The following is a 23,876-nucleotide window of genomic DNA, read 5'->3' as shown; positions in this document are numbered from 1 at the left end:
GGCGTCCTGAACCAGGAGAAGGAGACAGTTCCATGACTCTCACCCACGCTGCTCCGGCACCGCCCGCTCCGAACCATTCCGCACGGCAGGCCGGCCCCCGGCACGCCGCCGGAGGGCGCCCCCGGCGGGCCGCCGAGGAGGTACCCGGGTCGGGACGCACCAGCCCCGGAGGGCTCTTCGGCCAGCTCCTGAGCTTCGGGGTGGTCGGGGTCATCAGCACGATCGCCTACTACGTCATCTACGTGCTGCTGAGACTGGTGATGGGTGCCCAGCTCTCGAACCTGCTGGCCCTGCTCATCACCCAGGTGTGGAACACCGCGGCGAACCGCCGTCACACCTTCGGCCTGCAGACCAGAGAAGGGATGCTGAAGCACCAGGCGAGCGGCATGATCGCCTTCGTGGTCGGGCTGGGCCTGAGCAGCGGCATGCTGTGGCTCCTCCACCACTACAGCGACCCGGCCCGCCGGGCCGAGGTGCTGGTGCTGCTGGCCGCCAACGGGATCGCCACCCTGGTGCGCTTCGTCACCCTGCGACTGGTCATCGGCCACGACGAGAAGGCGGCCGCGCGGGCCTGAGGCTCCGGGTTCTCCCCGCCCCACCTCGGCCCCGGGCGATCCCCGGAATCGGCTCCTCGTCACCCATTCGCCCCCCGGAACCGTACGGTTCCGGGGGCGGAATCACGCACAGGGCAAACATATGGCGACCACACTGAATACTCGGTCCGATGGCGAATTGTTGAGGTCAGGAGGTCACAGAACCATGACTATTGACAACATCCCCACCGTGTCCGACGAGCGCCTCGAGCAGAAGATGCAATGGCAGTCCGGCCTGGTCATCAAGAGCGTCCCGACCGTCGAGCCGGGCCTGGAGATGGTGGCGGCCGGCACCACCGATCCGGGCGCCGACATCGACATCATCGTCCCGGTCTACAACGAAGCGCACGTCCTGGCGGCCTCCATCAACCGGCTCAACTCCTGGCTCAACCGCTGGGCGTCCGAGGGGTCCCCGACAACGCGGATCACCGTCGTCGACAACGCCTCGACCGACCGGACCTGGCGGCAGGCCCGGAAGCTGGCCGCCGATCTGAACCGGGTGCGGGCCGTCCACCTCGACCGCAAGGGGCGTGGACGGGCCCTGCGCGAGGTGTGGACGATGTCCGACGCCACTGTCCTGAGCTATATGGACGTGGATCTCTCGACCAATCTCAATGCCTTCCCCGGCCTCGTCGCTCCGCTTCTGACGGGACACTCCCAGGTGGCGATCGGGTCGCGTCTGGATCGTCGTTCCCGGGTGATCCGGGGCGGAAAGCGCGAATTCATCTCGCGGAGCTACAACCACATTCTCCGGCTCTCACTGGGCGCCCATTTCTCCGACGCCCAGTGCGGCTTCAAGGCGATCCGCTCCGACGCCGCGGCCGAGCTGCTGCCCCTGATCGAGGACAGCCAGTGGTTCTTCGACACCGAGATGCTGGTGCTGGCCGACCGGGCGAAGCTGCGGATCAGCGAGATCCCGGTGGACTGGGTGGATGATCCGGACTCCCGGGTCAACGTCACCAGGACCGCCCTGGACGATCTCAAGGGGGTCGCTCGGATGGAGAAGAACCTCATCCTCGGCCGCTACCCGCTGCGACGGATCCGCGGCTCCCTGGTGGCCCCGCTGGACGCCTCCAGCGTGGCGGCCCCGCCCCAGCAGTACATGGCGGCGACCGCCTGAGGGGGGCCGCCATGGCCGGGGCACACGGCGCGCCAGAGTCTGGACGAACCGCCTGAAATACCTGGCGGCCCGTGCAGATTCTGGCGCGCCGTGGCGTTGTCGGCAGCGGGTTCCCTGGAAGCGTGGGTTCCCCTGGAAGCGTGGGTCCGCTGGAAGCGTGCCATCAGATGCCGGGGGCGGATTCAATCGGTGAGTGCAACAGTGAACTGTTCGAAGAGTATCTCGCGGGGAGTGGCGTATCCCAGGACTTTGCGGGGTCGGTCGTTGAGGAGGTCCTGGACCTGGGCGATCTGCTCGTCGGTGATCTGGGAGAAGTCGGTGCCCTTGGGGAAGTACTGACGGATCAGACCGTTGGTGTTCTCATTGGTGGGTCGCTGCCAGGGCGAGTGCGGATCGCAGAAGAACACGTCGATATGGCTGGCCATGGCGAACCCGGGACTCTGGGCCATCTCGGTGCCCTGGTCCCAGGTCAGTGTCGTGATCTGGACCTGGTCGGGCAGCCCGGCGATCAGGCCGGCCAGCGCCTCGGCGACGGTCGCCGAGTCGTGGTCTGTCGGCAGCCGGGACATCAACAGGGTCCTGGACCGGCGTTCGACCAGGGTGATGACCGCGTTGGCCCCGCCGGCCCCGATGATCAGGTCCCCCTCCCAGTGGCCGGGCACCGCCCGGTCATCGGCTTCCGGGGGACGGGTGGTGATCTCGTGGCCGGTGACCCAGGGCCGGTTGCCGCGGGCGGGCAGCTTGGAACGGGGTTTACGGCCCTTCCGCCCACTGCGCAGGGCGGAGGCCACCTCCAGTTCGTGACGCAGTGACCCGGCGCCCTGGACGTAGAGGGCCTGATAGATCGTCTCGTGGCTCACCGCAGCCTCTTTACCCCACCAGCGTTCCAGGCGTCCGGAGACCTGCTCGGGTGACCAGCCGGCGTTCAGGCCCTCGATGACCCGGGCGCGCAGCAGCGGATCGGCATCCAGTTTCCGGGGCTTGGGCCGGGCCCGCATCCGGTCGGCCCGCTCCTGGGCGGTCGGGGCCCGGTAACCCACCGCCGTCGATCCCCGGGCGATCTCCCGACAGATCGTGGAGGGCGCGACCCCGAGCTCGGCGGCGATCTGGCGCATTGACCGTCCCTGGGACCAGTAGACATGGATCAGGGTCCGGTCGGCCAGGTCCAGCCGGGCCCCATGAGAGGGACGGACCTGGGGGAACTCGACAGCCTGGGCGACATAGGCACCTGTCATCCCGCCATTGTGGCCCCGAGCCAGACTGATACCGGCCTCACGGATCCATCGACCGCCCAGATCCTGGGACACCCCGGCACGCCGACAGGCGGCGATTGCCGACATGCCCTGGCCCACCAGGTCCAGGACCTGCAACCGCACCCACTCACCCAACTGTGGCCAACGACTCATCACAACACCTCTCACTCCCGGGTGTTGCACTGAACCCCTGAACCTGCCGGGCATTTCAGCGAGACACCGGGGGTCTTGGACAAGAACCGCACATGACACCGCTCTGTCGCGCTGGATCGCACGGCATGAGGGAAGTACAGGGCTGCGAGGGGACCGCCCCCCGAGGTCACGGGCTCGGAGGAGGTGGGATCCCTCGGTGCTGTGCTCGATCCGGGTACCTCAGGCCTGGCGATCGTCGCGCTCTTCCGGCCTCCAGGGCCATTGCCTCAGCCGGCGCTCGCAGCCCTCTCGCGGCGTCGATCCGCCACCGAGATGACGATCGCCAGAGCCGCGAACACCGCGATGACTCCCATCGCGACCACGAAGGCCAGGATCCAGGAGCCGGTCCGTTCCGAGAGCGTGAACAGGATGCCCGGGATGATCGCGGTGCCGACCGCCTGGCCGATCCGCTGGCCGGTCTGCAGGATGCCTCCCGCGACGCCGCCGTACCGCGGATCGACGGCGTTGAGGGTCAGCGTCTGGTTCGGCGAGACGGTGAAGCCCTGGCTGATGCCGATCACCGAGAGAGGGAAGACCAGCGTCCAGGCCGGCCAGCCGAGCCACTCCACCGCCATTCCGGTACCCATGATGAGCAGCACGCCCAGGCCGGCGATGGCCAGACCCGCAATGACCATACGGCGCCCGGCGTCCAGCACGTAGCGCCCGGAGATCTGCGATCCGATACCCGCGAAGATCGACGACGGCAGCCCCAGCAGGGCCGAGAACAGGGCCACATGTCCCAGGTGGTCCTGGACGAACAGCGGCATCACGATCCAGATCGACGTCGACCCCAGGAAGAACACCGAGACGATGAGGATTCCGTTGCTGAAGGCGCGATTGGCCAGGAGCCCGAGGTCGACCATCGGCTCCCTGCCGCGGTCGCGGTAGCGGGCCTCCCACCGGACCCACACCGCCCCCAGCATCAGGCCGACCGGCAGGGCGACCCACGCCACTGCGCCCAGTCCGCGCTCCAGAAAGGGGAACATGACGCACAGCAGGGAGACGGCCAGCAGCACGATGCCCACCGGGTCCAGGTCGAGCCTGGAACGCGCTCCCTTGGGCCGGGAGTCCCCCGGCACCCAGTAGGAGCCGGCCCAGATGGCGAAGACGCCGATGGGGACGTTCATCCCGAACATCCAGCGCCAGCCGGTATCGGGCCCCAGCGCGGCGATGAGCACGCCGCCGATCACCGGCCCGATCGCGGTCGCCAGGGCCACCGTGGTACCGAAGAGCGCGAAGGCGCGGGCGCGCTCCCGGCCGCGGAAGTGCTGTTGGATGATGCCGACGACCTGCGGGTTGAGCAGGCCCGAGCCGATCCCCTGGACGATCCGCGACAGGTTGAGCATCTGGATGGTCGGGGACAGGGCGCTGATCACCGAGCCGAGGGTGAAGAAGGCCAGACCGATCAGCAGCATGCGTTTGCGGCCGGTGGCGTCGCCGATCCGCCCGGCCGGCACCAGCAGGACGCCGAAGGCCAGCGCGTATCCCGACAGCACCCACTGCAGACCCGACGAGGAGGCGTGCAGGTCGTTGCCGATGGGCACCAGGGCGACGTTGATCACCGAGACGGCGACCAGGGCCATGAACAGCGGCGCCAACAGCACCAGGAGGAGACGACGACGCTTCACGGGTGGCACGTCCTCGGCGTTCGGCTTCTCGGCAGCCACGGACTCGCTCACGTCGCGTCCCTCCCTCTCATACTGTGTGTTTTCATACTGTGTGTTTCCCACGTGTGCAGCGTCACGGTACGCCCGCGCATTCCCTCCCGCACATGAACCGTGGCGAGCACCCACCGGTGGCTTTCAAGCCGCGGCCCGACAGCGATCGTACTTTTGTGTACAACGACGTACAATCGGTTCATGACGACCATCAGCGCCAGCGCAGCCCGTCAGACACTGCCCGCCCAGCTCGACCGCGTCGAGGCGGGTGAACAGATCGAGATCACACGCCACGGGAAGGTGGTCGCCGTTCTCATCAGTCCTGAGGAACTGCGTCACCGTCGGGCCTCGCACCTGTGGGCGGAGGCGGACCGTGTGGCCCAGGATCTCGAGGAGGCACGACGCCGACCGCTGTCCAAGGCGCGTATGACACCCGAGCGCGGCGCCGAACTCCTCAACTACATTTACGAGGGCCGGGCGTCACGGTGAAACCCGTCACCGCGTTCGACACCGATGTCATCATCTACGCAGCCATCGAGAACCACCCCCAAGGTGTGCGCGTAGCCGCCCTGTTCCGCGATACCCCGAAGGGTCAGTCTGTCGGTCTAGGTTCTGTCCTGCTGCTGCCGGAGGTCCTCACCAAACCCCTGCGTGCAGCAGCGACGTCGACCGAGGCCGGCGACCTCAACGAACTGCTGAGCCGCCTGGATCTGCACCCCGTTGACGAGCCGACCGCGCGGCTTGCCCTCGTTGTTGCCGTCGAGTACGGGCTGCGCGCCGCAGACGCCGCGCATCTGGCAACCGCCATCACGGCCGGAGCGGACAGGTTCCTCACGAATAACCGTCGCGACTTCCCCCGGAGCATCTCCGAGATCGACGTGATCTACCCCGGGGACCTCCCCGAGGCGTGACGCCGGGACACGAATTCGCAGTCTCAGATTGCATTCCTGAAATCGGTGTGGCAGACTTTCCTATCGCGTCGCAGGCGACGCAATCGAGAGAGGACACCGGCCATGGCAACACTGCAGAGAAGTCGCACATATGCGACCGTCCTGCCGCGCCCTGGCGTCCTCAAGCTCGACGCCCTCGATGGGCGACAGCGATCGCTGGACAAGCGATCCGGTAAGCCCCAGAACTGAGCAATGACGGGCCCGTAGCGGCCTGCTGACGTCTCACCCGGGGCACCCCCAAGGGCGCACCCCTTTCTTCATCGACTCCGATCAACAACGTGGATCATCTCGCGGATCCCCGTGAATACGAGCCGCCGGAAATGGGCTCAGTGCGCCCGAAAACACCCGATTAGGAGAATCATCATGTCCATTTTCCCGGTGTCGCTGAGCGGCACCGACAACACCTTGATGTGGGCCGAGGAGGCCGGCATCGAGGAGGCCGCACGCACCCAGCTGCGCAATGTGGCCGCACTGCCCTGGACCCGCGGCGTCCGCGTGATGCCCGACGTCCACTACGGCCTGGGCGCCACCGTCGGATCGGTCATCGCGATGAGCCAGGCCGTCGCGCCGGCCGCCGTGGGCGTCGACATCGGCTGCGGCATGACGGCGGTGCGCACCAGCCTGCGCCCCGACCAGCTGCCCGAGGACCTCGCGGGACTGCGGCACGGGATCGAGCGAGCGGTCCCGGTGGGCTTCGCGATGCACAACCGGGAGGCCCGCACGATCGCCCGGCACACCGACCTCAAGGCCCGCTACCGGACCGTGATGACCGACTACCAGGATCTCTACGCCCGCGAACTCACCGCCTCGGCACGCACCGGGAAGGCCGAGGCCAAGGCCGGCGGCCAAGTGGGCACCCTGGGCGGCGGGAACCACTTCATCGAACTGTGCTCCGGCGACGACGGCCGGGTCTGGGTGACGCTGCACTCCGGGTCCCGAGGCACCGGCAACCAGCTGGCGCAGGTGCACATGGAGATCGCCCAGGGACTGGCCCACAACCAGAACCTGGTCGACCGCGACCTGGCGGTGTTCATCGCGGGCTCGCCCCAGATGGAGCACTACCTGGGCGACCTGTGGTGGGCGCAGGCCTACGCACTGCTCAACCGCGACGTCATGCTCGCCGCCATCTGCGACGAGCTGAGGCATGCCATCCACGGGATCGGCTTCGAGGAGCCGATCCGCTGCCACCACAACTACGTCGCGGTGGAGACCCACGACGGGGAGGAGCTGATCGTCACCCGGAAGGGGGCGATCCGCGCCGGCGCCGGGGACATGGGCGTGATCCCGGGATCCATGGGCACCGGCTCCTACATCGTGCGGGGTCTGGGCAACGAGACCTCCTACCAGTCGGCCTCCCACGGGGCCGGACGCCGGATGTCCCGGAAGGCCGCCAAGCGGCGCTTCACCGCCGACGACCTGGCCGCCCAGACCGCCGGCATCGAGTGCCGCAAGGACGCCGGGGTCATCGACGAGATCCCCGCCGCCTACAAGGACATCGACGCGGTGATCGGCGCCCAGGCCGACCTCGTCGGCGTGGTGGCCCGCCTCCAGACGCTGCTGTGCGTCAAGGGCTGACGGCGCGGGATGTGGTCACGCGACCGATCCCCCGACAGTTCGGACTTTTTGGCCCGTTTCGGCTGAAAACACCGATCTGTCGGGGAATCGGTCTGCCCACCCGTCAAGTGGCCTGCCCCCACACCACGACTGGTTCCCGGACCTGCCCGTTGTGATGCGCTTCGACGACGACACACAGCCCACCGAGACGATCAGGTCGCGCCAGATCTGATCGTGCGTCGACCGCGCCTCCACCTTGACACCCTTCTGGGCCACCGTGACACTCGGCCTCCGCCTCGAGGTGCACCGAGAACCGGCCGCCTGAGATGCCGCCACGCGCGCCCGACGGGCCGCAAGGTGCGCGGCCTGGGGGCAGCGTCCTGACTGAACATCTTGCCCTGCGCCCGCCGCCACTCTGGCCAACGTCCCGGACGCCGGGTCCATTACCATGTGGTGTTGCCGTTTCCCGGAGGTGTCATGCCAGAACCGATCCGCGTCCTGCTGGTCGACGACCAGTCCCTGGTCCGATCGGGGTTCCGCATGCTCATCGAGGCCGAGGACGGCATGGAGGTGGTCGGCGAGGCCTCCAACGGCGCCGAGGCCCTCGAGGTGCTGCGCCACACCCCGGTCGACGTCGCCCTCATGGACATCCGGATGCCGGTGATGGACGGGGTGGAGGCCACCCGCCGTATCGCCGCCTCCCCTCTGGACACCAAGGTGATGATCCTCACCACCTTCGACCTCGACGAATACGTCTACGCGGGCCTCAAGGCCGGCGCCTCGGGATTCCTGCTCAAGGACGCCCGCCCCGCCGAGCTGCTCTCTGCCATCCGCAACGTGGCAGCCGGGGAGGCCGTCGTCGCACCCTCGGCCACCAGACGACTGCTCGAGCACGTCGTCCCCACCCTGCCCAACAATCCGCGCGAGTCCGACGAGCGGCTCTCGGTGCTCACCGAGCGGGAGCGCGAGGTGCTGGTGGAGATCGCGAAGGGCGCCACCAACTCCGAGATCGCCGCGAACCTCTTCATGGCCGAGGGCACCGTCAAGACCCACATCGGACGGCTGCTGTCCAAGCTCGAGTGCCGCGACCGGGTCGGGCTGGTGCTCTTCGCCCATGAGGTGGGCCTCGTCTCCTGACGGCGGGAAGAGACCGTGTCGGAAGTTGGGGAATAGATGCCCCAAGATCCGACACGATCTCCGGCCGGGCGTGGTGCCCTCACGGTTCCGGACGTCTCGTCCTAGGCTGACCACAGGCCGCACGTCGCCCGTCGAAAGGCAGAGATGTCCACTCCGCGTCGATCCAACCCGCTCGAGCCCCCGGCCCCAGACGCCGGGCCGCAACCTCGGGACGACATCCAGGCACCCCGTCGCGGTCTCGAGGAGTCGGCCGGTTCTCCCTCCTCGCAGTCCTCACCGCAGGACGACCCGCACCACTCCAGCCCTGTGCCACGCCCGGGCCCGGCATCTGAGCCACTGACATCGCCATTCGACGATCCCGCACTGCCCGATACCACGCAGGCCGATCCCAGCCAGGCCGCCTCGGCCGGCGTCGCGCTCACCAAGGTCTACGGCACCGGAGACACCCGCGTCACAGCCCTGGACGGCGTCTCGGTGGGCTTCGTGGGTGGCTCCTTCTCCGCGATCATGGGACCCTCCGGATCGGGCAAGTCCACCCTCATGCACTGCCTGGCCGGCCTGGACCGGATCACCTCGGGATCGGTCTTCCTGGCCGGCACCGAACTGTCGGCCCTGCCCGACAAGCAGCTCACCCGGGCCCGCCGTGATCAGGTGGGGTTCATCTTCCAGTCCTTCAACCTGCTCCCCACCCTCACCGCGAAGCAGAACATCCTGCTGCCACTGGAACTGGCCGGCGCCAAGCCCGATGCCGACCTGTTCACCAGCCTCGTCGAGGGGCTCGGGATCGCCGACCGGCTGACCCACCGTCCCTCCGAACTGTCGGGCGGCCAGCAGCAGCGCGTCGCCTGCGCCCGCGCGATGATCACCAGGCCCTCGGTCGTCTTCGCCGACGAGCCCACCGGCGCCCTGGACTCGAAGTCCGGCACCGCGCTGCTGGAATACCTGCGCCACTGCGCCAGCGACCTCGGCCAGACCATCATCATGGTCACCCACGACGCCCGCGCCGCGTCCTACGCAGATCGCGCCCTCATGCTTCTGGACGGCCGCATCGTCGATGACATCGCCTCCCCCACCGCCGAATCGGTGGGTGCCGCCATGGCCGGTCTGGAGGCCTGATGCGCCGCGCCCTGGCGGAGGTCCGCTACCACCCCACCCGTTACGTCGCCACCCTGGTCGCGATCGCCATCTCGATCGGCTTCATGGTCGGGGTCTCGGTGTTCATCCGGTCCCAGAGTTCGGCCCTGGGACAGCAGGAGTCCCTGGTCACCTCGAGGGCCGACGTCGTCGTCGACACCGGCTCCGGCGAGGCCGATCCCGACGAGGTCACCTCGGCCGTCAAGGGCGTGAAGGGGGTCGCCGCCGCCGAGCCCGCCTACCAGACCACCCAGGCCCTCCAGAACGGGGATGAGGCCGTCCAGGCCAACGTCTACGGGCTCCCGGGCCCGCAGTTCCGATGGGCCGGGCTGTCGAAGGGATCCTGGCCGACGTCATCCTCCCAGATCGCGCTGTCGACCGACGCCGCCTCCCGCCTCGGTGCCGACGTCGGCGACCAGGTGACCATCGGCGACAGGAAGCTCTCGGTGACCGGTCTGTCCGACGATCCCGGATCCCTGTTCGCCCAGACTGCCTACATGGCCCGCGACGCCGTCTCCGCCGACTCCCCGGCGTCGACATGGCTGGTGAAGATCGACTCCGGGGCCGACCCGTCGGCGGTCTCGACCGCGATCCGCAACGCCCTGAAGGGAATGGACGGGATGCCGAAGGCCGGCACGACGTCGGGCACTCTTCAGGTGGCTCCGGCGGCCCAGTACCAGCGCGAGGCGGTGACCTCGCTGACCGGCGACTTCGACGTCTTCAAGTACATGCTCCTCGCCTTCGCGGGGATCGCCCTGATGGTCGGCATGATCATCATCTTCACCACCTTCCTCATTCTGCTGGCCCAGCGACGCCGCCAGATCGGCCTGTTGCGCGCCGTGGGCGCCTCGGGCGGACAGGTGCGCGGCCAGTTCTTCGTCGAGTCGCTCATCATCGGGGCCGTCGGATCCCTGCTGGGAATCGGTCTGGGAGTCCTCATCGCGCTGGTCGGCTGCGCCTACACCGGGGCGCTGACCTTCGGGCTGGTGATGCCCTGGCGGGAGGTGGCGATCGAGTTCGGGATCGGGGTGCTGGCCACCGTCCTGGCCGCCTTCGTGCCGAGCCTGCGAGCCACCCGCGTCGCCCCCCTGGAGGCCTTGCGCCCCGCCGCCACCGTCGAGCGCAGACGCACCTCCATCGTCCTGGTCGTGATCTCCTGCGTGCTCCTGGTGATCGGCGCCCTGCTGGCCTGGCAGTCGCTTCGGGCCGGCTCCTGGAATATCGCCTGGGCGATGGGCTGCGCCGCGGTGCTGGGGATCGCCGTGCTCATCTCGACGCCGGTCTACGTGCCCTGGGTGATCAAGGGCCTGGGGCTGCTGCTGCGGCCGTTCGGGCCCACCGCGAGGCTGTCGACCTCCAACGCCGTCCGCAATCCGGTGCGCACCGCCCTGACCACCGGCGTCCTCATGCTGGCGGTCGGCATCATCGTCACCCTGCAGGTGGGATCCTCCACCACCCAGGCCACTGTCATGAAGCTCATCGACGACAACTATCCGGTGGACGTCACCGTCTCCACACAGCCGCAGAGCTTCGATCCGCAGACCGGGAAGGAGACGCAGGCGACGTCGGCCGAGCTGCCCTCCGGGGTGGCCGGCGAGGTGGCGAAACTACCCAATCTCAAGGCCTCGACGACGCTCGACGGGGCCCTGGTGACCAGTGGCGCCAACAAGGAGAAGGTGCTGGCCCTGGCCGGCTCCGACATCGACCAGGTCTCTCCGTCGGTGGCCTCCCGGGTGAAACCCGGCACCGTCCTGGTCTCCGGGGACACCGCGAAGGAGGGCTCGAAACTGGTGCTGACCGGCGACCGCGGCCCACTGACCCTGACCGTGGATCACACCGGGGCGCTGGACTCCTCGCAGATCATGCTGATCTCGGTCTCCGACCTCAACAAGCTCTCCTCATCGACGGTGCCCGCGGCGGTCTGGGGGACGATGTCCGACCGGACAGACATGGCTCAGACGATGGTGCCGATCGCCACGATCATGCAGTCCCACCCGGATCTGGCGGTCGGCGGTGGGGCCTTCATCGCCGGAGTCCTGGAGCAGGTGCTGAGAGTGCTGCTCATCGTGATGACGGCCCTGTTCGGGGTGGCGGTGATCATCGCGCTCATCGGTGTGGCGAACACTCTGGGCCTGTCGGTGCTGGAGCGCGGCCGCGAGTCGGCCCTGCTGCGGGCGATGGGCATGCAGCGAGGGTCGCTGCGTCTCATGCTGTTCTTCGAGGCGATCCAGATGGCGATGGCCGCCGTGCTGGTGGGGGTGCTGTGCGGCGCCTTCTTCGCCTGGCTGGGGATCAGATCGATCTTCAAGATGGCGGGGACGTCGACGGCGGTGCGCTTCTCGGTGGACTGGCCGACGACGATCGGGCTGGTGCTCATCTGCTTCGTCGCAGCGGCCCTGGCCTCGGTACTTCCGGGACGCCGTGCCGCCCTGGCGACGCCGACGGAGGCGCTGGCCGAGGAGTAGGGACGGGGACAGCGGTGCACCGAATGGTCGGACCGATCGGGCAACACCTCACCTGAACGGACAACACATCCGCGGAACGGGCAACACCTGGCCCCTTTCGGGCAACACCTGGGACAACACCTCATTGCTGGACTGACGTCATCAGTGGTGCGGACGTCCGGAGGTGGATCATGTCGGGGTTTCTGGTGGCGGCGCTGGCGGCGGAGTGGGAGCGCGAGTGCGAGTCGTGGGGGATCGGGGAACCGGAGCTGGATGCGCGGGATCTGCCCCGGCGTCTGCGCAGCGATGACGAGCTGGCGGTTCGGTTCCTGAAGAGGGCCCGAGCCGGCGGTCCGCGATCTCGGTTCGCCGCGCATGCCTTGCTGCAGGCCCTCATGCCGCTGCTGTGCGGACTGGCGCGGCGCGATCTCCGGGCCGGTCTGGACGAGTATGTGGCCGAGGCATGGATCAGGGTCATGACCTTCCCCACCACGCGGATCCACAAGGTGTGCACGAATCTCGCCCTGGACTGTCTCCACGTCGTGTCGGCGGGCAGACGCCGGACCGGCAGGGAGCGACCGCTGCCGGTACCGGAACATCCGGTCGATCCCTGGGCCGAGGAGGCTCCCGGGGAGCGGGCCCGCGAGCTCATCGACGCCGCCTTCCGGATAGGCATCGTCAATCGCAGCAGTCGGCCGGTGCTCATGAGCGTCTACGCCGAAGGACTGGGGCACGACCGCACCGCGCAGCGCTACACGATGACCCCGGAGGCGGTCCGCGCCCGGTGCAGCCGGGCGACCAGGGCGATGCGGCGTCACGCCTCCGAACTGGCGGAGTGCCTCTGAACCGAGGACCCCATCAGAACACGTCGAGAGATTCCGTTTGCGAATTCAACCTGTTTCGTTTACATTATTGAGGGGTGAGTTCGGTTCATGACTGTCCAGATCCATCAGTCTGCTCTCAGACATGGGCTGACCAAACTCCGGATCCAGCATCTCCGGCCGTCCGTAATCGAGGACATCTGGCTGGAGGATGACAGGCCCGGGCGCATGCTGCGGATCTGCCTGGATGATGCGGGACGGAGTTGGGAGCTGGTGGCGATCGTATTCGCCGAGAACAGATGCCTTGAGATCCATGCCATGAGGCTCAGACGAACAACCATTGAGATGTTGATGGGAGGGGCTGGACGATGGCCAAAAGCTACGGAACCGTCGACGGCGTCGAGATCACCGACGACGTGATCGAGGATCTCGTCTCGAACGCCGAGGCCGGGTTCCCCGGCGTGACTCCCCACCGGATGCCTGGCCGACCTGCGCTCGGCAGCGGGCCGGCGAAGACAGTCGCCGTCCGCCTTGATCCAAAGCTGCTCGAAGCGCTTCGGCAGCGGGCCGAGCATGATGACCAGACCCCCTCGGAGGTCATCAGAGAGGCGTTGCGACAGTTCCTGCGCCCCACCTGCTGAGACATACTGAGTCCATGGGCAGGCTCCAACGGGTGATCGCGGTGCTGGGTGTGGTGTACCTCCTGACGGTGGGGGTGCTCTATATGGTGCTCGCCGAGCGCTACGACGTGTTCCTCAAGCAGGGCCAGACCCTCACCGGCACCGTGACAGCCATCCGGGCGGCCCCGACCGGGGACTCCTCCCCGCTGCGAAATCTCACGCATCCCGGGGGCTCCACCATCGCCGTCATCCAGTACCGCTACGAGGGTGAGAAGGGCAGCACGACGAGCAGTCCGTACAGCAGCCCGCGGAAGTACGTCGTGGGCCAGCACGTCACCCTGGTGGCGCATCGCGCGAGCAGCGGGAACCCCGACGACGACGTCGTGGCCGTCAAGGACCGCACCGCCGCCGGCATGAGGGCCGCCCCCTACGGATTCTTCGTGAGTGCAGCCGCAGTGGCCTGGTTCCTGGGGATCCTCCCCCACCGCCCGGACCGACGTCGCCGGCTCCGGAGCAGAACGGCCGGCCGCAAGATCAGCCGGCCTTCAACCGCCACTCCAGGAACTCCCTGAGGTAACCGGTCTCGCCGTCCCTGCCGCCCTTTCCGACGTGCAAGGGCGGCAGCGAGGGTTCCAGTGTGACCCCGCGCAGCCTCTCCTTGAGGCCGCCGGGCACCACGAGCTGGTAGTACTCGCCGTTCTCCCCGATGGCCAGGGACTGTGAGGCGTTGAGGTACCAGCCATGCTTACCGGTCTTCGCGCGGTGGCCGTCGAGCAACTGGGCGCGCAGCGGCTCGGTCGACAGCCCCTTGGCCCGTGCTTCCTCGACGAAGGCATCGATCAGCTTCTGTGCGGCGGCACCCTCGCGGCGCCGGTCCATCTCATCGAGCTCGATCCGTCGACGGGCGTCCTCGGCGCGTTGGCTGGCCATGGGGGAAGTGTACGGGCAGGAACCCTGCACGCGGACCCAGACCCGACCCGCTCGGGGGTGTGGGGGTCGCCCCCCTCTCAATCGATTCAGAACAGCCCGACCGTCTCGCCGTTCTCGTCGATGTCGATCCGTTCGGCGGCCGGGTGCCTGCCCAGGCCGGGCATGGTGCGCATGTCCCCGCAGATGGCGTAGACGTAGCCGGCGCCCACCGCGGCCCGCACCTCGCGGACCGGGAGCCTCCAGCCGGTCGGGGCGCCCTTGAGCGCGGCGTCGTGGGACAGCGACAGGTGGGTCTTGGCGATGACGACCGGGAAGTGCCCGTAGCCCAGCTGCTGGAAGTGCGTGAGCTCCTTGGCGGCAGCCGGGGCGATGTCGATGCCGTCGGCGCCGTACACCCCTGTGGCGACGGCCTCGATCTTGTCGGCCAGCGAGGCCTCCAGACGATACGTGTAGCGGAACCGGGTGGGCTCCTGGCAGGCGGCGACGACGGCCCGGGCCAGCTCGGCGGCGCCGGCCCCGCCGTCGACCACATGGGTGGAGGCCGCGAAGTGGGCGCCGCACTCCTCGGCGATCCGGCGCACCACGTCGATCTCGTCGTCGTGGTCACCGGGGAACAGGTTGAGGGCGACGACCGGCGTCACCCCGAAGCCGCGGACGATCTCGATGTGCCTGCGCAGGTTCGGTGCCCCGGCCCACACGTCGTCGGGGTTGTCGAGGGTCATGCCCTCTGGCAGCGGCTTGCCGGGTACCACCGTGTAGCGGCCGGAGTGGGTCTTCAGCGCCCGGACGGTGACGACCATCACGGCGGCGTCGGGGTGCAGGCCGGAGACCCGGCACTTGACGTTGAAGAACCGCTCGGCGCCCATGTCGGAGCCGAACCCGGCCTCGGTGAGCAGGTAGTCGGAACTGGTGATGCCGATCTGGTCGGCGACCACCGAGGAGTTGCCGGTGGCGATGTTGCCGAACGGGCCGGTGTGGATGAGCACCGGAGTGTTCTCGGTGGTCTGCAGCAGATTGGGTTTCAGCGCGTCGCGCAGGATGACGGTCATGGAGCCGGCGGCGTGGAGATCCTCGGCGGTGACGGGCTGTTTGGCGCGGTTGTAGCCGATGACGATGCGGCCCAGGCGGGCGCGCAGATCCTTCAGGGAGGTGGCCAGGGAGAGGATGACGCCGACCTCGCTGGCGGCGGTGATGTCGAATCCGGTCTCGCGGGGGACGCCGTCGATGCGGCTGCCCAGCCCGACGATGACATTGCGGAGGGCACGGTCGTTGATGTCGACGACGCGGCGCCAGGAGACCGAGTGCGGCTCGATGTCGAGCTCGTTGCCCTGGTGGAGGTGGTTGTCGATCATCGCCGCCAGCAGGTTGTGCGCGGCGGTGATGGCGTGGAAGTCGCCGGTCAGGTGCAGGTTGAGCTTCTCCATCGGCAGCACCTGGGAATGACCGGCCCCGGCGGCTCCGCCCTTGATGCCGAAGGTGGGGCCCATGGAGGGCTGGCGCAGGGCCAGCATGGAGCGCCTGCCGATCCTCTCGAGGCCCTGGGCGATGCCGACCGCGGTGGTCGTCTTGCCCTCGCCGAGCGGGGTGGGGGTGATGGCGGTGACGACGATGTACTTGGCGCGAGGACGGTCCTCGTGCGCCGTCACGGCGTCGAGGGAGATCTTCGCGACGTCGTTGCCGTAGAGCTCGAGGTGCTCGGGGCCGATCCCGGCGCGGGCCGCCACCTCCCCGATCGGATCGGTGTGGGCGGCGCGTGCGATCTCGAGGTCTGACAACACTGTCATGACCCTATCTTTCCGCCTCCCGTCCCACGATGTGAGCCCGGGGTGGAGATCGGGGAACCGTCAGGCGGACCGGGCCTCGCCGAGCACCGTGAACTGCCACAGCAACGCAGACCGGCGCAGGGAGTCGACATCGATCTGCCCGGCGTCCCGCCCGCCGACAAGATCCCGGCGTCATCGAGCACCTGCCTGCGAATGTATTTCTGACCGAGCCGCGTCTCACCAGACCCACCGGACGCCCGGAGACGATCGACAGTTCGTCCTCCGGGTCGAACAGGGCGAATCCGAGACGGGAGCCGGGCTCCCCCGATCCGACGGCTCACCTAGGATCGGGGTGGTTCTGCCGACGACCGAGAGGGGATCCCGTGGCCTTCAGCGAGGGACTGCGCCGGCTGTGGCGCCTGCCCCGGTTCCGCCGGATCCTCGGTGTGAGGTTCTCCACCCAGGCCGCCGACGGCACCCTCCAGACGGGGCTGGCCTCCTACGTGCTCCTGTCCCCCGAGCAGCAGCCCGACGCGTGGTCGATCGCCATGGTGCTGGCCATCACGATGCTGCCGTTCAGCATCATCGGTCCCTTCATCTCCGTGACCCTGGACCGCTGGCCGCGCCAGCGCATCCTGGTGGGCACCGACGGGCTGCGCTGCATCATCGCGCTGGCGGTGGGCGCCCTGGTGTGGGACGGCGCCCGGCAGAACCCGGCCCACCTCACCCTGCTGTTCCTGCTGCTGATCGCCATGAGTCTCAACCGTTACCTGCTGGCGGCGCTCACCGCCGGCCTGGAGCACACCATCGACCGGCGCGAGTACCTCACGGCGTCGTCGATCATGCCGGTGATCGGCCCACTGGGAATGATGATCGGGGTCGTGGTGGCGGCCGCCGTCCGGATGATCGGCGGCCACTGGATGCCGGTCCACCACGCCGACACCATCATCTTCTGCGTCTCCGCCGTGCTCTTCGCCTTCTCGGCCCTCCTCGGCACCCGGTTCGGTCGCGACGAGCTGGGCCCGACCGTCCCCGACCCCAGCAGGTCGGCCTCCCAGGTGCTGCACGGGATCATCGACGGCTTCAGGCACCTGAGCGGCCTGCCGGTAGTGAGTTCCGGGCTGACCCTCATCGGATTCCAGCGACTGCTCTTCGGCGTCTACTCGGTGGCCATGATCCTGGGCTACCGCAACTACTTCCACGCCAAGGTCGACGTCAACGCAGCGATGGGCGACATGGCCGTGTGGGGAGTGGTGATGGGGGCCGGCTTCGTGCTGTCGGCCGGCTTCATGCCCAGGGTGGTGCGTGCCATCGGGATGCGCCGGGCCCTGATCGCCATGATGGTGGCCACCGCCGTCATCCAGGTCTTCCCGGGCGCGATGCTCAACCGCTGGGGACTGCTGGTGGCGGCGTTCCTCGTCGGCCTGTTCGCCCAGTCGGTCAAGGCCGGTGTGGACACGGTCTGCCAGGCACACATCGACGACGCCTACAAGGGCCGGATCTTCATCGTCTACGACATGATCTACAACGCGCTGTTCGTCGGCGGGGCCGTGGTGGCGGCCCTGGTGCTGCCGGTGCATGGCATCTCGCACGCCGGCCTTATCGGCCTGGCGGTGGCGTATCTGCTGGTCGGGGCGCTGTTCGCCGTGATCAGCGGCCGTCAGGAATCGGCCCTGTACGACCGCGGCACCGCCGTCCACTGATCCCGTGCCGGCCCCGGGCACACCCCCCGATCAAACGGTCCGACCATATTTTGGGACGGGTTCTCCCGATCTGCGGGACGCCCTACTGTGCAGGGCATGAGGCAGACGTCGCTGGCCACCGGCGAGCTTATTAGCTAGCGCGTCCTACCCGCCGCGAAGCGAGTGAGACGCGCATCCCGTTGTCCCTTCCGGGACGGCGGGTTTTTTGTTGCGTGTCCCAGTCCGCACAACCCACATTCAAGGGAAGTCGAGAAGATGAAGTACACAGTCATCGGTGCAGGAGCCATGGGATACCGCTACGGGGTGCTGCTCCAGGAGGTCGCCGGTCTGGACGTCGACTTCGTCGACACCTGGCAGCCCAACGTCGACGCCGTACGCGATCAGGGCGGGGTCTACGTGTCCCGCGACCACGCCGATCGCCACCTGGTTCCGATCCATCTGTGCACCCCTGAGGAGTACACCGGGCATCCCGACGTGTGGATCGTCTTCGTCAAGCAGATGCAGCTCGACGACGTGCTCAAGCGCTGCGCCCACCTGTTCACACCCGACCAGTACCTGTTCACCGCGATGAACGGGATGGGCCACCTCGACAAGATGCGCCGCTACTTCCCCAACAAGCGGATCGTGGCCGGCACCGCCCTGGTCGCCACCGTCCTCAACGGGCCCGGCGACGTCGACTTCATCGGCGCTCCGGGAGCGGGCACCATGCACATGGTCAACGCCACCGAGATCCCTGACGAGACCACCCGCGCCATGGAGCGCGACTTCCGCGCCGCCGACCTCAATCCCGAACTCACCCGCAACCTGTACGGCACCCTGATGGCCAAGGTGATCTTCAACTCCGTGGTCAACACCCTGTGCACCATGTTCACCTCGACGATGGGCGAGTACGCGTCCTACGACGGGGCCGACCAGATCACCCGGACTCTTGTCGACGAGGCCTACGACGCCTGCGAGAGGGCCGGCATCGCGCTCATCATGAGCCGCCAGGAGGAGGTGGACTCGGTGAACCACGTGAGCAAGGTGGGCAACCCGCTGCACTACCCGTCGATGTACCAGGGCTTCTCCAAGGGCCGCCCCACCGAGGTGGACTACATCAACGGCTACATCGCCAGGCTCGGCCGCGAGCACGGCTACACCTGTCACGTCCACGAGTTCGTCACACAGGAGATGCACCTGGCCGAGGCGATGCGCGACGCCAAGGCCGCGGTGAGAACGGCAGCCGAGCAGGAGAAGGCGGACCAGATGGTCGTCGAGCCCGAGAAGGCACCGGTGGCCGCCCGAGGAACACTGCGATTCTCACCGGGACCGGGCACGGATCGGCGCTGAGCGGCCGGGAAACGGCCCGGTCCCGGTGACCTTCGCAGTTCGCCCGGGAGGCATCCCGCCGATCTCCCGTCCTGGCCGCCCGAGTGGGACAGACTGGGGCGATGACAGAGGTGCGGTTCGCGTCCACCGAACTCGTCCACATGGACCGGAACACGTATATGTGGGTCGACCTGATGCACTTCTCGGTCGATCCCGGGGCTACTGACCATCAGATCCTCACCGCTCTCATGGACGCCCACGAGTACCACACCATGTACATCTTCGGCGACGGAGAATTCGCGGAGGACCCTCCCGTTCATGCGTCCTGGGCCGTCAAGGATCTTGATACCACGATGTTCCGGCCTACGGATGCCGCCAGCGCACAGGGCATCATCCTCGCCTGGGCCAACTGGACCGAAGACGAACGCCACTACACCCAGAGCCGGGAGACGATGAGTCGGCTGAACTCGGAGGTGTTGGCATATCTGAGACCCGGAGACGTCTACGAGTTCCACCCTCCCGAGGGCGAGGAGGCGATGTACGGGTGCGGGTGGATCCTCGGCCAGGGAGGCTTCCACGAGTTCGTCGTCATCGACCGGGACTCGTCGTCTCTCCACGTCATCGTCGCCTCCGACGACTGACACGGATCGCACCTCCCGGATCCCCCGCTCAAGAGGCCGTTTCGTCCCGGCGGAGACGAAAACCCCTGTTGAGCGGGAGATCCGGTAGTCGCGCTGACCCGGACACGGCCGGTCGCCTGGCCCTGGAACCCCTCGATCAGGCCGTTGCCAGATATTCAGCCAGAGCGGCTCGGACGACGGACGCCGGATCTGTACGGTCCCGGAAGGCCCGGGCCAGCACGGCCGCCCGCTGATCCTCGTCAAGATCGAGCAGGAGCGCGCCCGGGCCCCATTCGGTACGGTCCTCATCGAAGTTGTACCCGCGCTCGGCCTCAGCGACGAGTTCGACCAAGCGCTCCGAAGAGACTCCGGGCACGTTGTCGACGGTCCTGTCATCACTCATGAGCGGTGCCCCTTCCTGGTCGGTCTGTAGCTCGTGCGAAGAGCCATCGCGTGGATCACTGCCTCTTTTCCATCGTCCCCCAGAATCGTCACGATTTCGAGTGGTCTTCCCGCAGTATCGAATCCCGTGTACAACCAGCGCTCAGGGCCCTCACCCAGCGCCTGCCGCGTGACGTAGTACTTCAGGGCGACGTCGATGTCAGTCCCGGTACACCCATGTTTGAACGCCGAGCGCGCCATCCTCATCGAGGCCACCTCCTCGCACCAGTCGTGTCGCCTCCATGATCCCAGGGAACAGGTCGGCGGTACGGGATGACCAGTCCCGTCGACCTTCGCAGTCATCATCGGAGGCACCGGGCCCCGGTCGTATCGTGAGCAGTGGTCCGCCCAGACATGAGCGGCACTGTCGCGGGCGGATGGAAGGAGACTCGGATGGAGGAGTTCCGGCGCAGCACCGCGCTACCGCACCTGGAAGGACGGCGCTCATGCCGGGACACCCCGTGCTACCGGCCCCATGCCCATGACACCTTCTCGATCGGGGTCATCGATGAGGGAACCTCCGTGCTCACCGGTCCACCGGCCGGCCAGATTCTCCTGAGGCCCGGCGACGTCGTCACCATCCCGGCAGGTCAGGTGCACGCCTGCAACCCGCATGAGGGCCGATGGCGCTACCAGATGATCCATATGGATCAGTCATGGGCGGCCGCGCTCACCCCCGGCGGAGCGGACTCCCATCTGTTCGCGGGCATAAGTGTGCTGCGCCGCCCCGACCTGAATCGCCGCGCCGGCGCCCTCGGCGAGGTGATCTTCGCCGATGACTCGGCCGAACGCATCGAGGCGGCGTTCACCGAAGCACTGGGCGCCCTCGACGCCGCGGAGCCGGAATTCCTCGTCGGCAGCAGCACCGATCCCGAGCTCCTCGATGTCCTGCGACCGGTGCTGGAGCACCTCAGGAATGACGAGGTCAATCCTTCGTTGGACGAGCTCGCCCGGCTCGTCGGCATGTCCAGATTCCGGCTCATCCGGTCGATGAAGCGCGCCACCGGGCTGTCCCCACTGGCCTGGCGGCAGAACGTCCGGATCGTGCGGGCCGAGCACATGCTGCGGCGGGGAGTTCCCATCGTCGAGACCGCCCACGCCCTCGGATTCGCCGACCAGAGTCACTTCCACCGCGTCTTCCGTGCCCATGTCGCGGCATCACCGGGCGTCTATCGCGGCTGACTGCACGAACGTACAAGACCGTACAAGCCTTCTCCTCCGACACTCGACGGGTCCACCGCCACAGGTCAGGAGAGATGTGGAACAGTTCATCGCCGTCGCCCTCGCGCACTTTCTGGCCCTGCTCGTCCCGGGAGTCGACTTCTTCCTTATCGCCCGCACCGCGATCACCAGCGGCTGGCGCAACGCCACGGGCGTATGCTTGGGCATCGCCGCCGCCAACGGCCTGTTCATCACCGCCGCATTCTCCGGGGTCTCCCTCGTCGCGCAACCCGTGGTGCTCGATACCATCCGGCTGGCGGGCGGAAGCTTCCTTATTCTCATCGGGGTGATGTTCCTCAGGTCGCGGGGACGCATCGACCTCGGCGAGGACCCTCGTGCAGAACCGGCGAACTGGGCTAAGAACCTCGGTCTCGGCATCACCTCAGGGCTACTGAACCCCAAGAACGCCCTGTTCTACGTCAGCCTCGCCGCGGCGGTGTCGGCCGACGGACCCGCGAGGCTCGCGCTCTACGGCGCCTGGATGTTCACCGTGGTGCTGGCATGGGATGTCTTCGTCGCCGTGGTCCTCGGCTCCAGGCGAGCGCTGGCTCGGATGGATCGCGTCCTGCCGTGGCTCACCAGGATCGCCGGGGGCGTCCTCACTCTCTTCGGACTCGGCATGCTCGGCACCCTCGTCACCAGCCATCTCGGATGAAAGGCAGCGATGAGCGCGCATCGGGAAACGGCCCGATCGCACCTCTCGGATTCCCCGCTCAAGAGGCCGTTTCGTCCCCACGGAGACGAAAACCCCTGTTGAGGGAGAGATCCGGAGCGCACCCGTCCCCCGGACAGACCTCACCCCCGCATCCGCGAGGACACGGGGGTGAGATGCGTGCGAGAGCTTCAGAGAATCACTTGTTGAAGCGGCCCTGCTTGTACTGGGCGGTCACCACCTTGCGGTGGGTGTAGAACTCCACCGAGTCCTTGCCGTTGGCGTGAAGGTCCCCGAAGAAGGAGTCCTTCCACCCGGAGAAGGAGAAGTAGGCCACCGGGGCGGGCACACCGAGGTTGACACCGAGCATGCCGGCGTCGATGTTCTCGCGGAAGTAACGGATCGATGCCGCCGAGTCGGTGAACAGGCAGGAGCCGTTCGCCAGATGGTGGGCATTGGCGAAGGCCACGGCCTCCGGCAGGTCCTTGACCCGGACGATGTCGACCACCGGGGCGAAGATCTCGTCGGTCCAGATGCTCATGTCCTGGGTGACGCGCTCGAAGATGGTCGGGCGGACGAAGTAGCCGTCCTCCGGGACCCCCTCGCGGCCGTCGAGGACCAGCTCGGCGCCGGCCTTGACGCCCTCCTCGATGTACTTGAAGGTCCGCTCCTGGTTCTGCTTGCGGATGACCGGCCCGAGGTAGTAGTTCTCCTCGGTGGTGTCGCCCATGTCGATGCCCTTGGCGGCCTCGGTGAACTTGGCGATGAACTCGTCGGCCACCCCGTCCTCGACCAGGATCACCGAACCGGCCATGCAGCGCTCACCCGAGGATCCGAAGGCGCCCGACAGGGTCTTGGTGACGGTGTCGGCGACGTCGGCGTCGTTCAGCACGATGGTGTGGTTCTTGGCGCCGGTCAGCGCCTGGACCCGCTTGAAGTTCGCGGTGCCGTGCTCGTAGACGTACCGGCCCACGCCCTCGGAGCCGACGAAGGAGATCGACTTGACGGTCGGATTCTCCAGCAGCTCGTTGACGACGTCGGGCCCGCCCTGGACGATGTTGAGGACGCCGGCGGGAAGCCCGGCCTCCACGGTCAGGTCGATGACCTTGTTCATCAGGTTCGGGGTCTTCTCCGAGGGCTTGAGCACCATGGTGTTGCCGCAGGCGATGGCCATCGGGAACATCCAGAAGGGCACCATCATCGGGAAGTTGAACGGGCAGATGGCCCCGGTGACGCCGATCGGGTACCGGTAGTTGGTCACCTCGACGTCGGTGGCGACGGTGGGCAGGGAGTCGCCCATCAGCAGGTTGGGGATGGAGGCGGCGTGCATCACGTTCTCGATGCCGCGGCCCACCTCGGCGACGGCCTCGTTGTGGGGCTTGCCGTTCTCGGCGGTGATGATGTCGCCCAGCTCGTCCTTGTCGCGCTCGAGCAGCTGCTCCAGCTTGAACAGGATCTTGGCGCGCTTGATCACCGAGACCTTCGACCAGGTCTTGAAGGCCTCCGCGGCGTTGGCGATGGCGGCGGCGGTCTCGTCGCGGGTGGACATCGCCACCCGGGAGACGATGCCACCGTTGGAGGGGTTGGGAACGTCCTGGATGTCGGTCGACGTCGAGGAGACCCACTCGCCCCCGATCCAGTTCTTCAATGTCTTGACAGATGCAGTGTCGGCGCTACTCATGTCTGCTACCAGCTCCAATTGATGGGAGATATTCTGCTTGCGCAGGACTCACTGTACGCCTTAATGGTCGGACCAAACAGG

The 23,876-nt window shown here is 67.6% G+C and carries 25 protein-coding genes; 17 read left to right on the top strand and 8 right to left on the bottom strand.

Annotation, left to right across the window (positions count from 1 at the left end):
* Positions 1-32: 32 nt before the first annotated feature.
* The gene (locus JS278_RS00555) at positions 33-575 is read left to right on the top strand and encodes a GtrA family protein (protein ID WP_114043478.1); all 543 of its coding nucleotides are present in this window, start codon (positions 33-35) and stop codon (positions 573-575) included.
* Positions 576-759: 184 nt separating this feature from the next.
* Positions 760-1,713 (top strand): dolichyl-phosphate beta-glucosyltransferase, encoded by a 954-nt coding sequence (locus tag JS278_RS00550; protein ID WP_220150011.1) that lies wholly within the window; start codon positions 760-762, stop codon positions 1,711-1,713.
* Positions 1,714-1,895: 182 nt separating this feature from the next.
* Here the strand turns inward: JS278_RS00550 and JS278_RS00545 are convergent, their stop codons facing one another.
* Together JS278_RS00545 and JS278_RS00540 are read right to left on the bottom strand one after the other, a co-directional pair.
* The gene (locus tag JS278_RS00545; RefSeq protein WP_181833779.1) at positions 1,896-3,119 is read right to left on the bottom strand and encodes an IS30 family transposase; all 1,224 of its coding nucleotides are present in this window, start codon (positions 3,117-3,119) and stop codon (positions 1,896-1,898) included.
* 266 nt (positions 3,120-3,385) lie between these two features.
* Positions 3,386-4,837 carry an MFS transporter gene (locus JS278_RS00540; protein ID WP_114043476.1) on the bottom strand — a complete coding sequence of 484 codons (1,452 nt, stop codon included), beginning with the start codon at positions 4,835-4,837 and terminating at the stop codon, positions 3,386-3,388.
* A 180-nt stretch (positions 4,838-5,017) separates the two neighbouring features.
* Between JS278_RS00540 and JS278_RS00535 the strand changes: the two genes are divergently transcribed.
* The 8 genes from JS278_RS00535 to JS278_RS00505 all read left to right on the top strand — a co-directional run bounded on the left by JS278_RS00535 (position 5,018) and on the right by JS278_RS00505 (position 12,880).
* Positions 5,018-5,305, top strand: coding sequence for a type II toxin-antitoxin system Phd/YefM family antitoxin (locus JS278_RS00535; protein ID WP_114043475.1), 288 nt, complete (start codon positions 5,018-5,020; stop codon positions 5,303-5,305).
* Positions 5,302-5,727: a type II toxin-antitoxin system VapC family toxin gene (locus JS278_RS00530; RefSeq protein ID WP_181833778.1), complete on the top strand. Its 426-nt coding sequence runs from the start codon at positions 5,302-5,304 to the stop codon at positions 5,725-5,727. The genes JS278_RS00535 and JS278_RS00530 overlap by 4 nt, the downstream gene beginning before the upstream one ends.
* Positions 5,728-5,829: 102 nt before the next feature.
* The gene (locus JS278_RS16535; protein WP_281269209.1) at positions 5,830-5,955 is read left to right on the top strand and encodes a hypothetical protein; all 126 of its coding nucleotides are present in this window, start codon (positions 5,830-5,832) and stop codon (positions 5,953-5,955) included.
* Positions 5,956-6,129: 174 nt separating this feature from the next.
* A complete protein-coding gene (locus tag JS278_RS00525) occupies positions 6,130-7,341 on the top strand; it encodes an RtcB family protein (RefSeq protein WP_114043473.1) in 1,212 nt (403 codons plus the stop codon).
* Positions 7,342-7,797: 456 nt separating this feature from the next.
* On the top strand, positions 7,798-8,457 hold the full coding sequence (locus tag JS278_RS00520; RefSeq protein WP_114043472.1) for a response regulator: 660 nt from the start codon (positions 7,798-7,800) through the stop codon (positions 8,455-8,457).
* Positions 8,458-8,601: 144 nt separating this feature from the next.
* Positions 8,602-9,573 carry an ABC transporter ATP-binding protein gene (locus JS278_RS00515; RefSeq protein WP_245935153.1) on the top strand — a complete coding sequence of 324 codons (972 nt, stop codon included), beginning with the start codon at positions 8,602-8,604 and terminating at the stop codon, positions 9,571-9,573.
* Positions 9,573-12,056 (top strand): ABC transporter permease, encoded by a 2,484-nt coding sequence (locus JS278_RS00510; RefSeq protein WP_114043471.1) that lies wholly within the window; start codon positions 9,573-9,575, stop codon positions 12,054-12,056. Before JS278_RS00515 ends, JS278_RS00510 begins: the two co-directional genes overlap by 1 nt.
* Before the next feature lie 170 nt (positions 12,057-12,226).
* The gene (locus JS278_RS00505; RefSeq protein ID WP_245935152.1) at positions 12,227-12,880 is read left to right on the top strand and encodes an RNA polymerase sigma factor; all 654 of its coding nucleotides are present in this window, start codon (positions 12,227-12,229) and stop codon (positions 12,878-12,880) included.
* 45 nt (positions 12,881-12,925) lie between these two features.
* On the opposite strand, the gene JS278_RS15755 is transcribed toward JS278_RS00505, so the two are convergent.
* Positions 12,926-13,171 carry a hypothetical protein gene (locus JS278_RS15755; RefSeq protein ID WP_147243099.1) on the bottom strand — a complete coding sequence of 82 codons (246 nt, stop codon included), beginning with the start codon at positions 13,169-13,171 and terminating at the stop codon, positions 12,926-12,928.
* A 53-nt stretch (positions 13,172-13,224) separates the two neighbouring features.
* Here JS278_RS15755 and JS278_RS00500 point away from each other — a divergent pair, with 53 nt between their 5' ends.
* Both JS278_RS00500 and JS278_RS00495 read left to right on the top strand, forming a co-directional pair.
* Positions 13,225-13,497, top strand: a complete 273-nt coding sequence (locus JS278_RS00500; protein ID WP_114043470.1) for a CopG family ribbon-helix-helix protein — start codon at positions 13,225-13,227, stop codon at positions 13,495-13,497.
* Positions 13,498-13,511: 14 nt separating this feature from the next.
* Positions 13,512-14,048: a hypothetical protein gene (locus JS278_RS00495; RefSeq protein WP_114043469.1), complete on the top strand. Its 537-nt coding sequence runs from the start codon at positions 13,512-13,514 to the stop codon at positions 14,046-14,048.
* Here the strand turns inward: JS278_RS00495 and JS278_RS00490 are convergent.
* Both JS278_RS00490 and JS278_RS00485 read right to left on the bottom strand, forming a co-directional pair.
* Positions 14,011-14,406 (bottom strand): hypothetical protein, encoded by a 396-nt coding sequence (locus tag JS278_RS00490; RefSeq protein ID WP_114043468.1) that lies wholly within the window; start codon positions 14,404-14,406, stop codon positions 14,011-14,013. The genes JS278_RS00495 and JS278_RS00490 overlap by 38 nt on opposite strands.
* Positions 14,407-14,492: 86 nt before the next feature.
* Positions 14,493-16,190, bottom strand: a complete 1,698-nt coding sequence (locus tag JS278_RS00485) for a formate--tetrahydrofolate ligase (protein WP_114043467.1) — start codon at positions 16,188-16,190, stop codon at positions 14,493-14,495.
* 362 nt (positions 16,191-16,552) lie between these two features.
* Here JS278_RS00485 and JS278_RS00480 point away from each other — a divergent pair, with 362 nt between their 5' ends.
* From JS278_RS00480 to JS278_RS00470, 3 genes are all read left to right on the top strand, one after another.
* Positions 16,553-17,872, top strand: a complete 1,320-nt coding sequence (locus JS278_RS00480) for an MFS transporter (RefSeq protein WP_114043466.1) — start codon at positions 16,553-16,555, stop codon at positions 17,870-17,872.
* 255 nt (positions 17,873-18,127) lie between these two features.
* On the top strand, positions 18,128-19,201 hold the full coding sequence (locus tag JS278_RS00475) for a ketopantoate reductase family protein (RefSeq protein WP_245935151.1): 1,074 nt from the start codon (positions 18,128-18,130) through the stop codon (positions 19,199-19,201).
* Positions 19,202-19,302: 101 nt separating this feature from the next.
* Positions 19,303-19,821: a hypothetical protein gene (locus tag JS278_RS00470; RefSeq protein ID WP_147243098.1), complete on the top strand. Its 519-nt coding sequence runs from the start codon at positions 19,303-19,305 to the stop codon at positions 19,819-19,821.
* Positions 19,822-19,957: 136 nt separating this feature from the next.
* On the opposite strand, the gene JS278_RS00465 is transcribed toward JS278_RS00470, so the two are convergent.
* Positions 19,958-20,203: a hypothetical protein gene (locus JS278_RS00465; RefSeq protein ID WP_114043464.1), complete on the bottom strand. Its 246-nt coding sequence runs from the start codon at positions 20,201-20,203 to the stop codon at positions 19,958-19,960.
* Positions 20,200-20,544 (bottom strand): hypothetical protein, encoded by a 345-nt coding sequence (locus JS278_RS16275; RefSeq protein ID WP_147243097.1) that lies wholly within the window; start codon positions 20,542-20,544, stop codon positions 20,200-20,202. Before JS278_RS16275 ends, JS278_RS00465 begins: the two co-directional genes overlap by 4 nt.
* Before the next feature lie 90 nt (positions 20,545-20,634).
* On the opposite strand from JS278_RS16275, the gene JS278_RS00455 reads away from it, so the two are divergent.
* Positions 20,635-21,423, top strand: coding sequence for a helix-turn-helix transcriptional regulator (locus tag JS278_RS00455; protein ID WP_114043462.1), 789 nt, complete (start codon positions 20,635-20,637; stop codon positions 21,421-21,423).
* A gap of 76 nt (positions 21,424-21,499) precedes the next feature.
* A complete protein-coding gene (locus JS278_RS00450; RefSeq protein WP_114043461.1) occupies positions 21,500-22,117 on the top strand; it encodes a LysE family translocator in 618 nt (205 codons plus the stop codon).
* A 196-nt stretch (positions 22,118-22,313) separates the two neighbouring features.
* Here the strand turns inward: JS278_RS00450 and JS278_RS00445 are convergent, their stop codons facing one another.
* The gene (locus JS278_RS00445) at positions 22,314-23,795 is read right to left on the bottom strand and encodes a CoA-acylating methylmalonate-semialdehyde dehydrogenase (RefSeq protein WP_114043460.1); all 1,482 of its coding nucleotides are present in this window, start codon (positions 23,793-23,795) and stop codon (positions 22,314-22,316) included.
* Positions 23,796-23,876: the final 81 nt, after the last annotated feature.

It is taken from the genome of Acidipropionibacterium virtanenii (genome assembly GCF_003325455.1).
Classification (GTDB): domain Bacteria; phylum Actinomycetota; class Actinomycetes; order Propionibacteriales; family Propionibacteriaceae; genus Acidipropionibacterium; species Acidipropionibacterium virtanenii.
The sequence above is the reverse complement of the archived record's forward strand: the minus strand, read 5'-3'. Positions and strand labels throughout refer to the sequence as shown.

Excerpts from the sequence above, each read along its gene's own strand:
- JS278_RS00515 (WP_245935153.1), top strand. The coding sequence starts at position 8,602 with ATGTCCACTCCGCGTCGATCCAACCCGCTCGAGCCCCCGGCCCCAGAC.
- JS278_RS00535 (WP_114043475.1), top strand. The coding sequence starts at position 5,018 with ATGACGACCATCAGCGCCAGCGCAGCCCGTCAGACACTGCCCGCCCAG.
- JS278_RS00520 (WP_114043472.1), top strand. The coding sequence starts at position 7,798 with ATGCCAGAACCGATCCGCGTCCTGCTGGTCGACGACCAGTCCCTGGTC.
- JS278_RS00545 (WP_181833779.1), bottom strand. The coding sequence starts at position 3,119 with ATGAGTCGTTGGCCACAGTTGGGTGAGTGGGTGCGGTTGCAGGTCCTG.
- JS278_RS00510 (WP_114043471.1), top strand. The coding sequence starts at position 9,573 with ATGCGCCGCGCCCTGGCGGAGGTCCGCTACCACCCCACCCGTTACGTC.
- JS278_RS15755 (WP_147243099.1), bottom strand. The coding sequence starts at position 13,171 with ATGGATCTCAAGGCATCTGTTCTCGGCGAATACGATCGCCACCAGCTC.
- JS278_RS16275 (WP_147243097.1), bottom strand. The coding sequence starts at position 20,544 with ATGACTGCGAAGGTCGACGGGACTGGTCATCCCGTACCGCCGACCTGT.
- JS278_RS00465 (WP_114043464.1), bottom strand. The coding sequence starts at position 20,203 with ATGAGTGATGACAGGACCGTCGACAACGTGCCCGGAGTCTCTTCGGAG.
- JS278_RS00470 (WP_147243098.1), top strand. The coding sequence starts at position 19,303 with ATGACAGAGGTGCGGTTCGCGTCCACCGAACTCGTCCACATGGACCGG.
- JS278_RS00525 (WP_114043473.1), top strand. The coding sequence starts at position 6,130 with ATGTCCATTTTCCCGGTGTCGCTGAGCGGCACCGACAACACCTTGATG.
- JS278_RS00445 (WP_114043460.1), bottom strand. The coding sequence starts at position 23,795 with ATGAGTAGCGCCGACACTGCATCTGTCAAGACATTGAAGAACTGGATC.
- JS278_RS16535 (WP_281269209.1), top strand. The coding sequence starts at position 5,830 with ATGGCAACACTGCAGAGAAGTCGCACATATGCGACCGTCCTGCCGCGC.
- JS278_RS00550 (WP_220150011.1), top strand. The coding sequence starts at position 760 with ATGACTATTGACAACATCCCCACCGTGTCCGACGAGCGCCTCGAGCAG.
- JS278_RS00490 (WP_114043468.1), bottom strand. The coding sequence starts at position 14,406 with ATGGCCAGCCAACGCGCCGAGGACGCCCGTCGACGGATCGAGCTCGAT.
- JS278_RS00500 (WP_114043470.1), top strand. The coding sequence starts at position 13,225 with ATGGCCAAAAGCTACGGAACCGTCGACGGCGTCGAGATCACCGACGAC.
- JS278_RS00485 (WP_114043467.1), bottom strand. The coding sequence starts at position 16,190 with ATGACAGTGTTGTCAGACCTCGAGATCGCACGCGCCGCCCACACCGAT.
- JS278_RS00495 (WP_114043469.1), top strand. The coding sequence starts at position 13,512 with ATGGGCAGGCTCCAACGGGTGATCGCGGTGCTGGGTGTGGTGTACCTC.
- JS278_RS00555 (WP_114043478.1), top strand. The coding sequence starts at position 33 with ATGACTCTCACCCACGCTGCTCCGGCACCGCCCGCTCCGAACCATTCC.
- JS278_RS00475 (WP_245935151.1), top strand. The coding sequence starts at position 18,128 with ATGAAGTACACAGTCATCGGTGCAGGAGCCATGGGATACCGCTACGGG.
- JS278_RS00455 (WP_114043462.1), top strand. The coding sequence starts at position 20,635 with ATGGAGGAGTTCCGGCGCAGCACCGCGCTACCGCACCTGGAAGGACGG.
- JS278_RS00505 (WP_245935152.1), top strand. The coding sequence starts at position 12,227 with ATGTCGGGGTTTCTGGTGGCGGCGCTGGCGGCGGAGTGGGAGCGCGAG.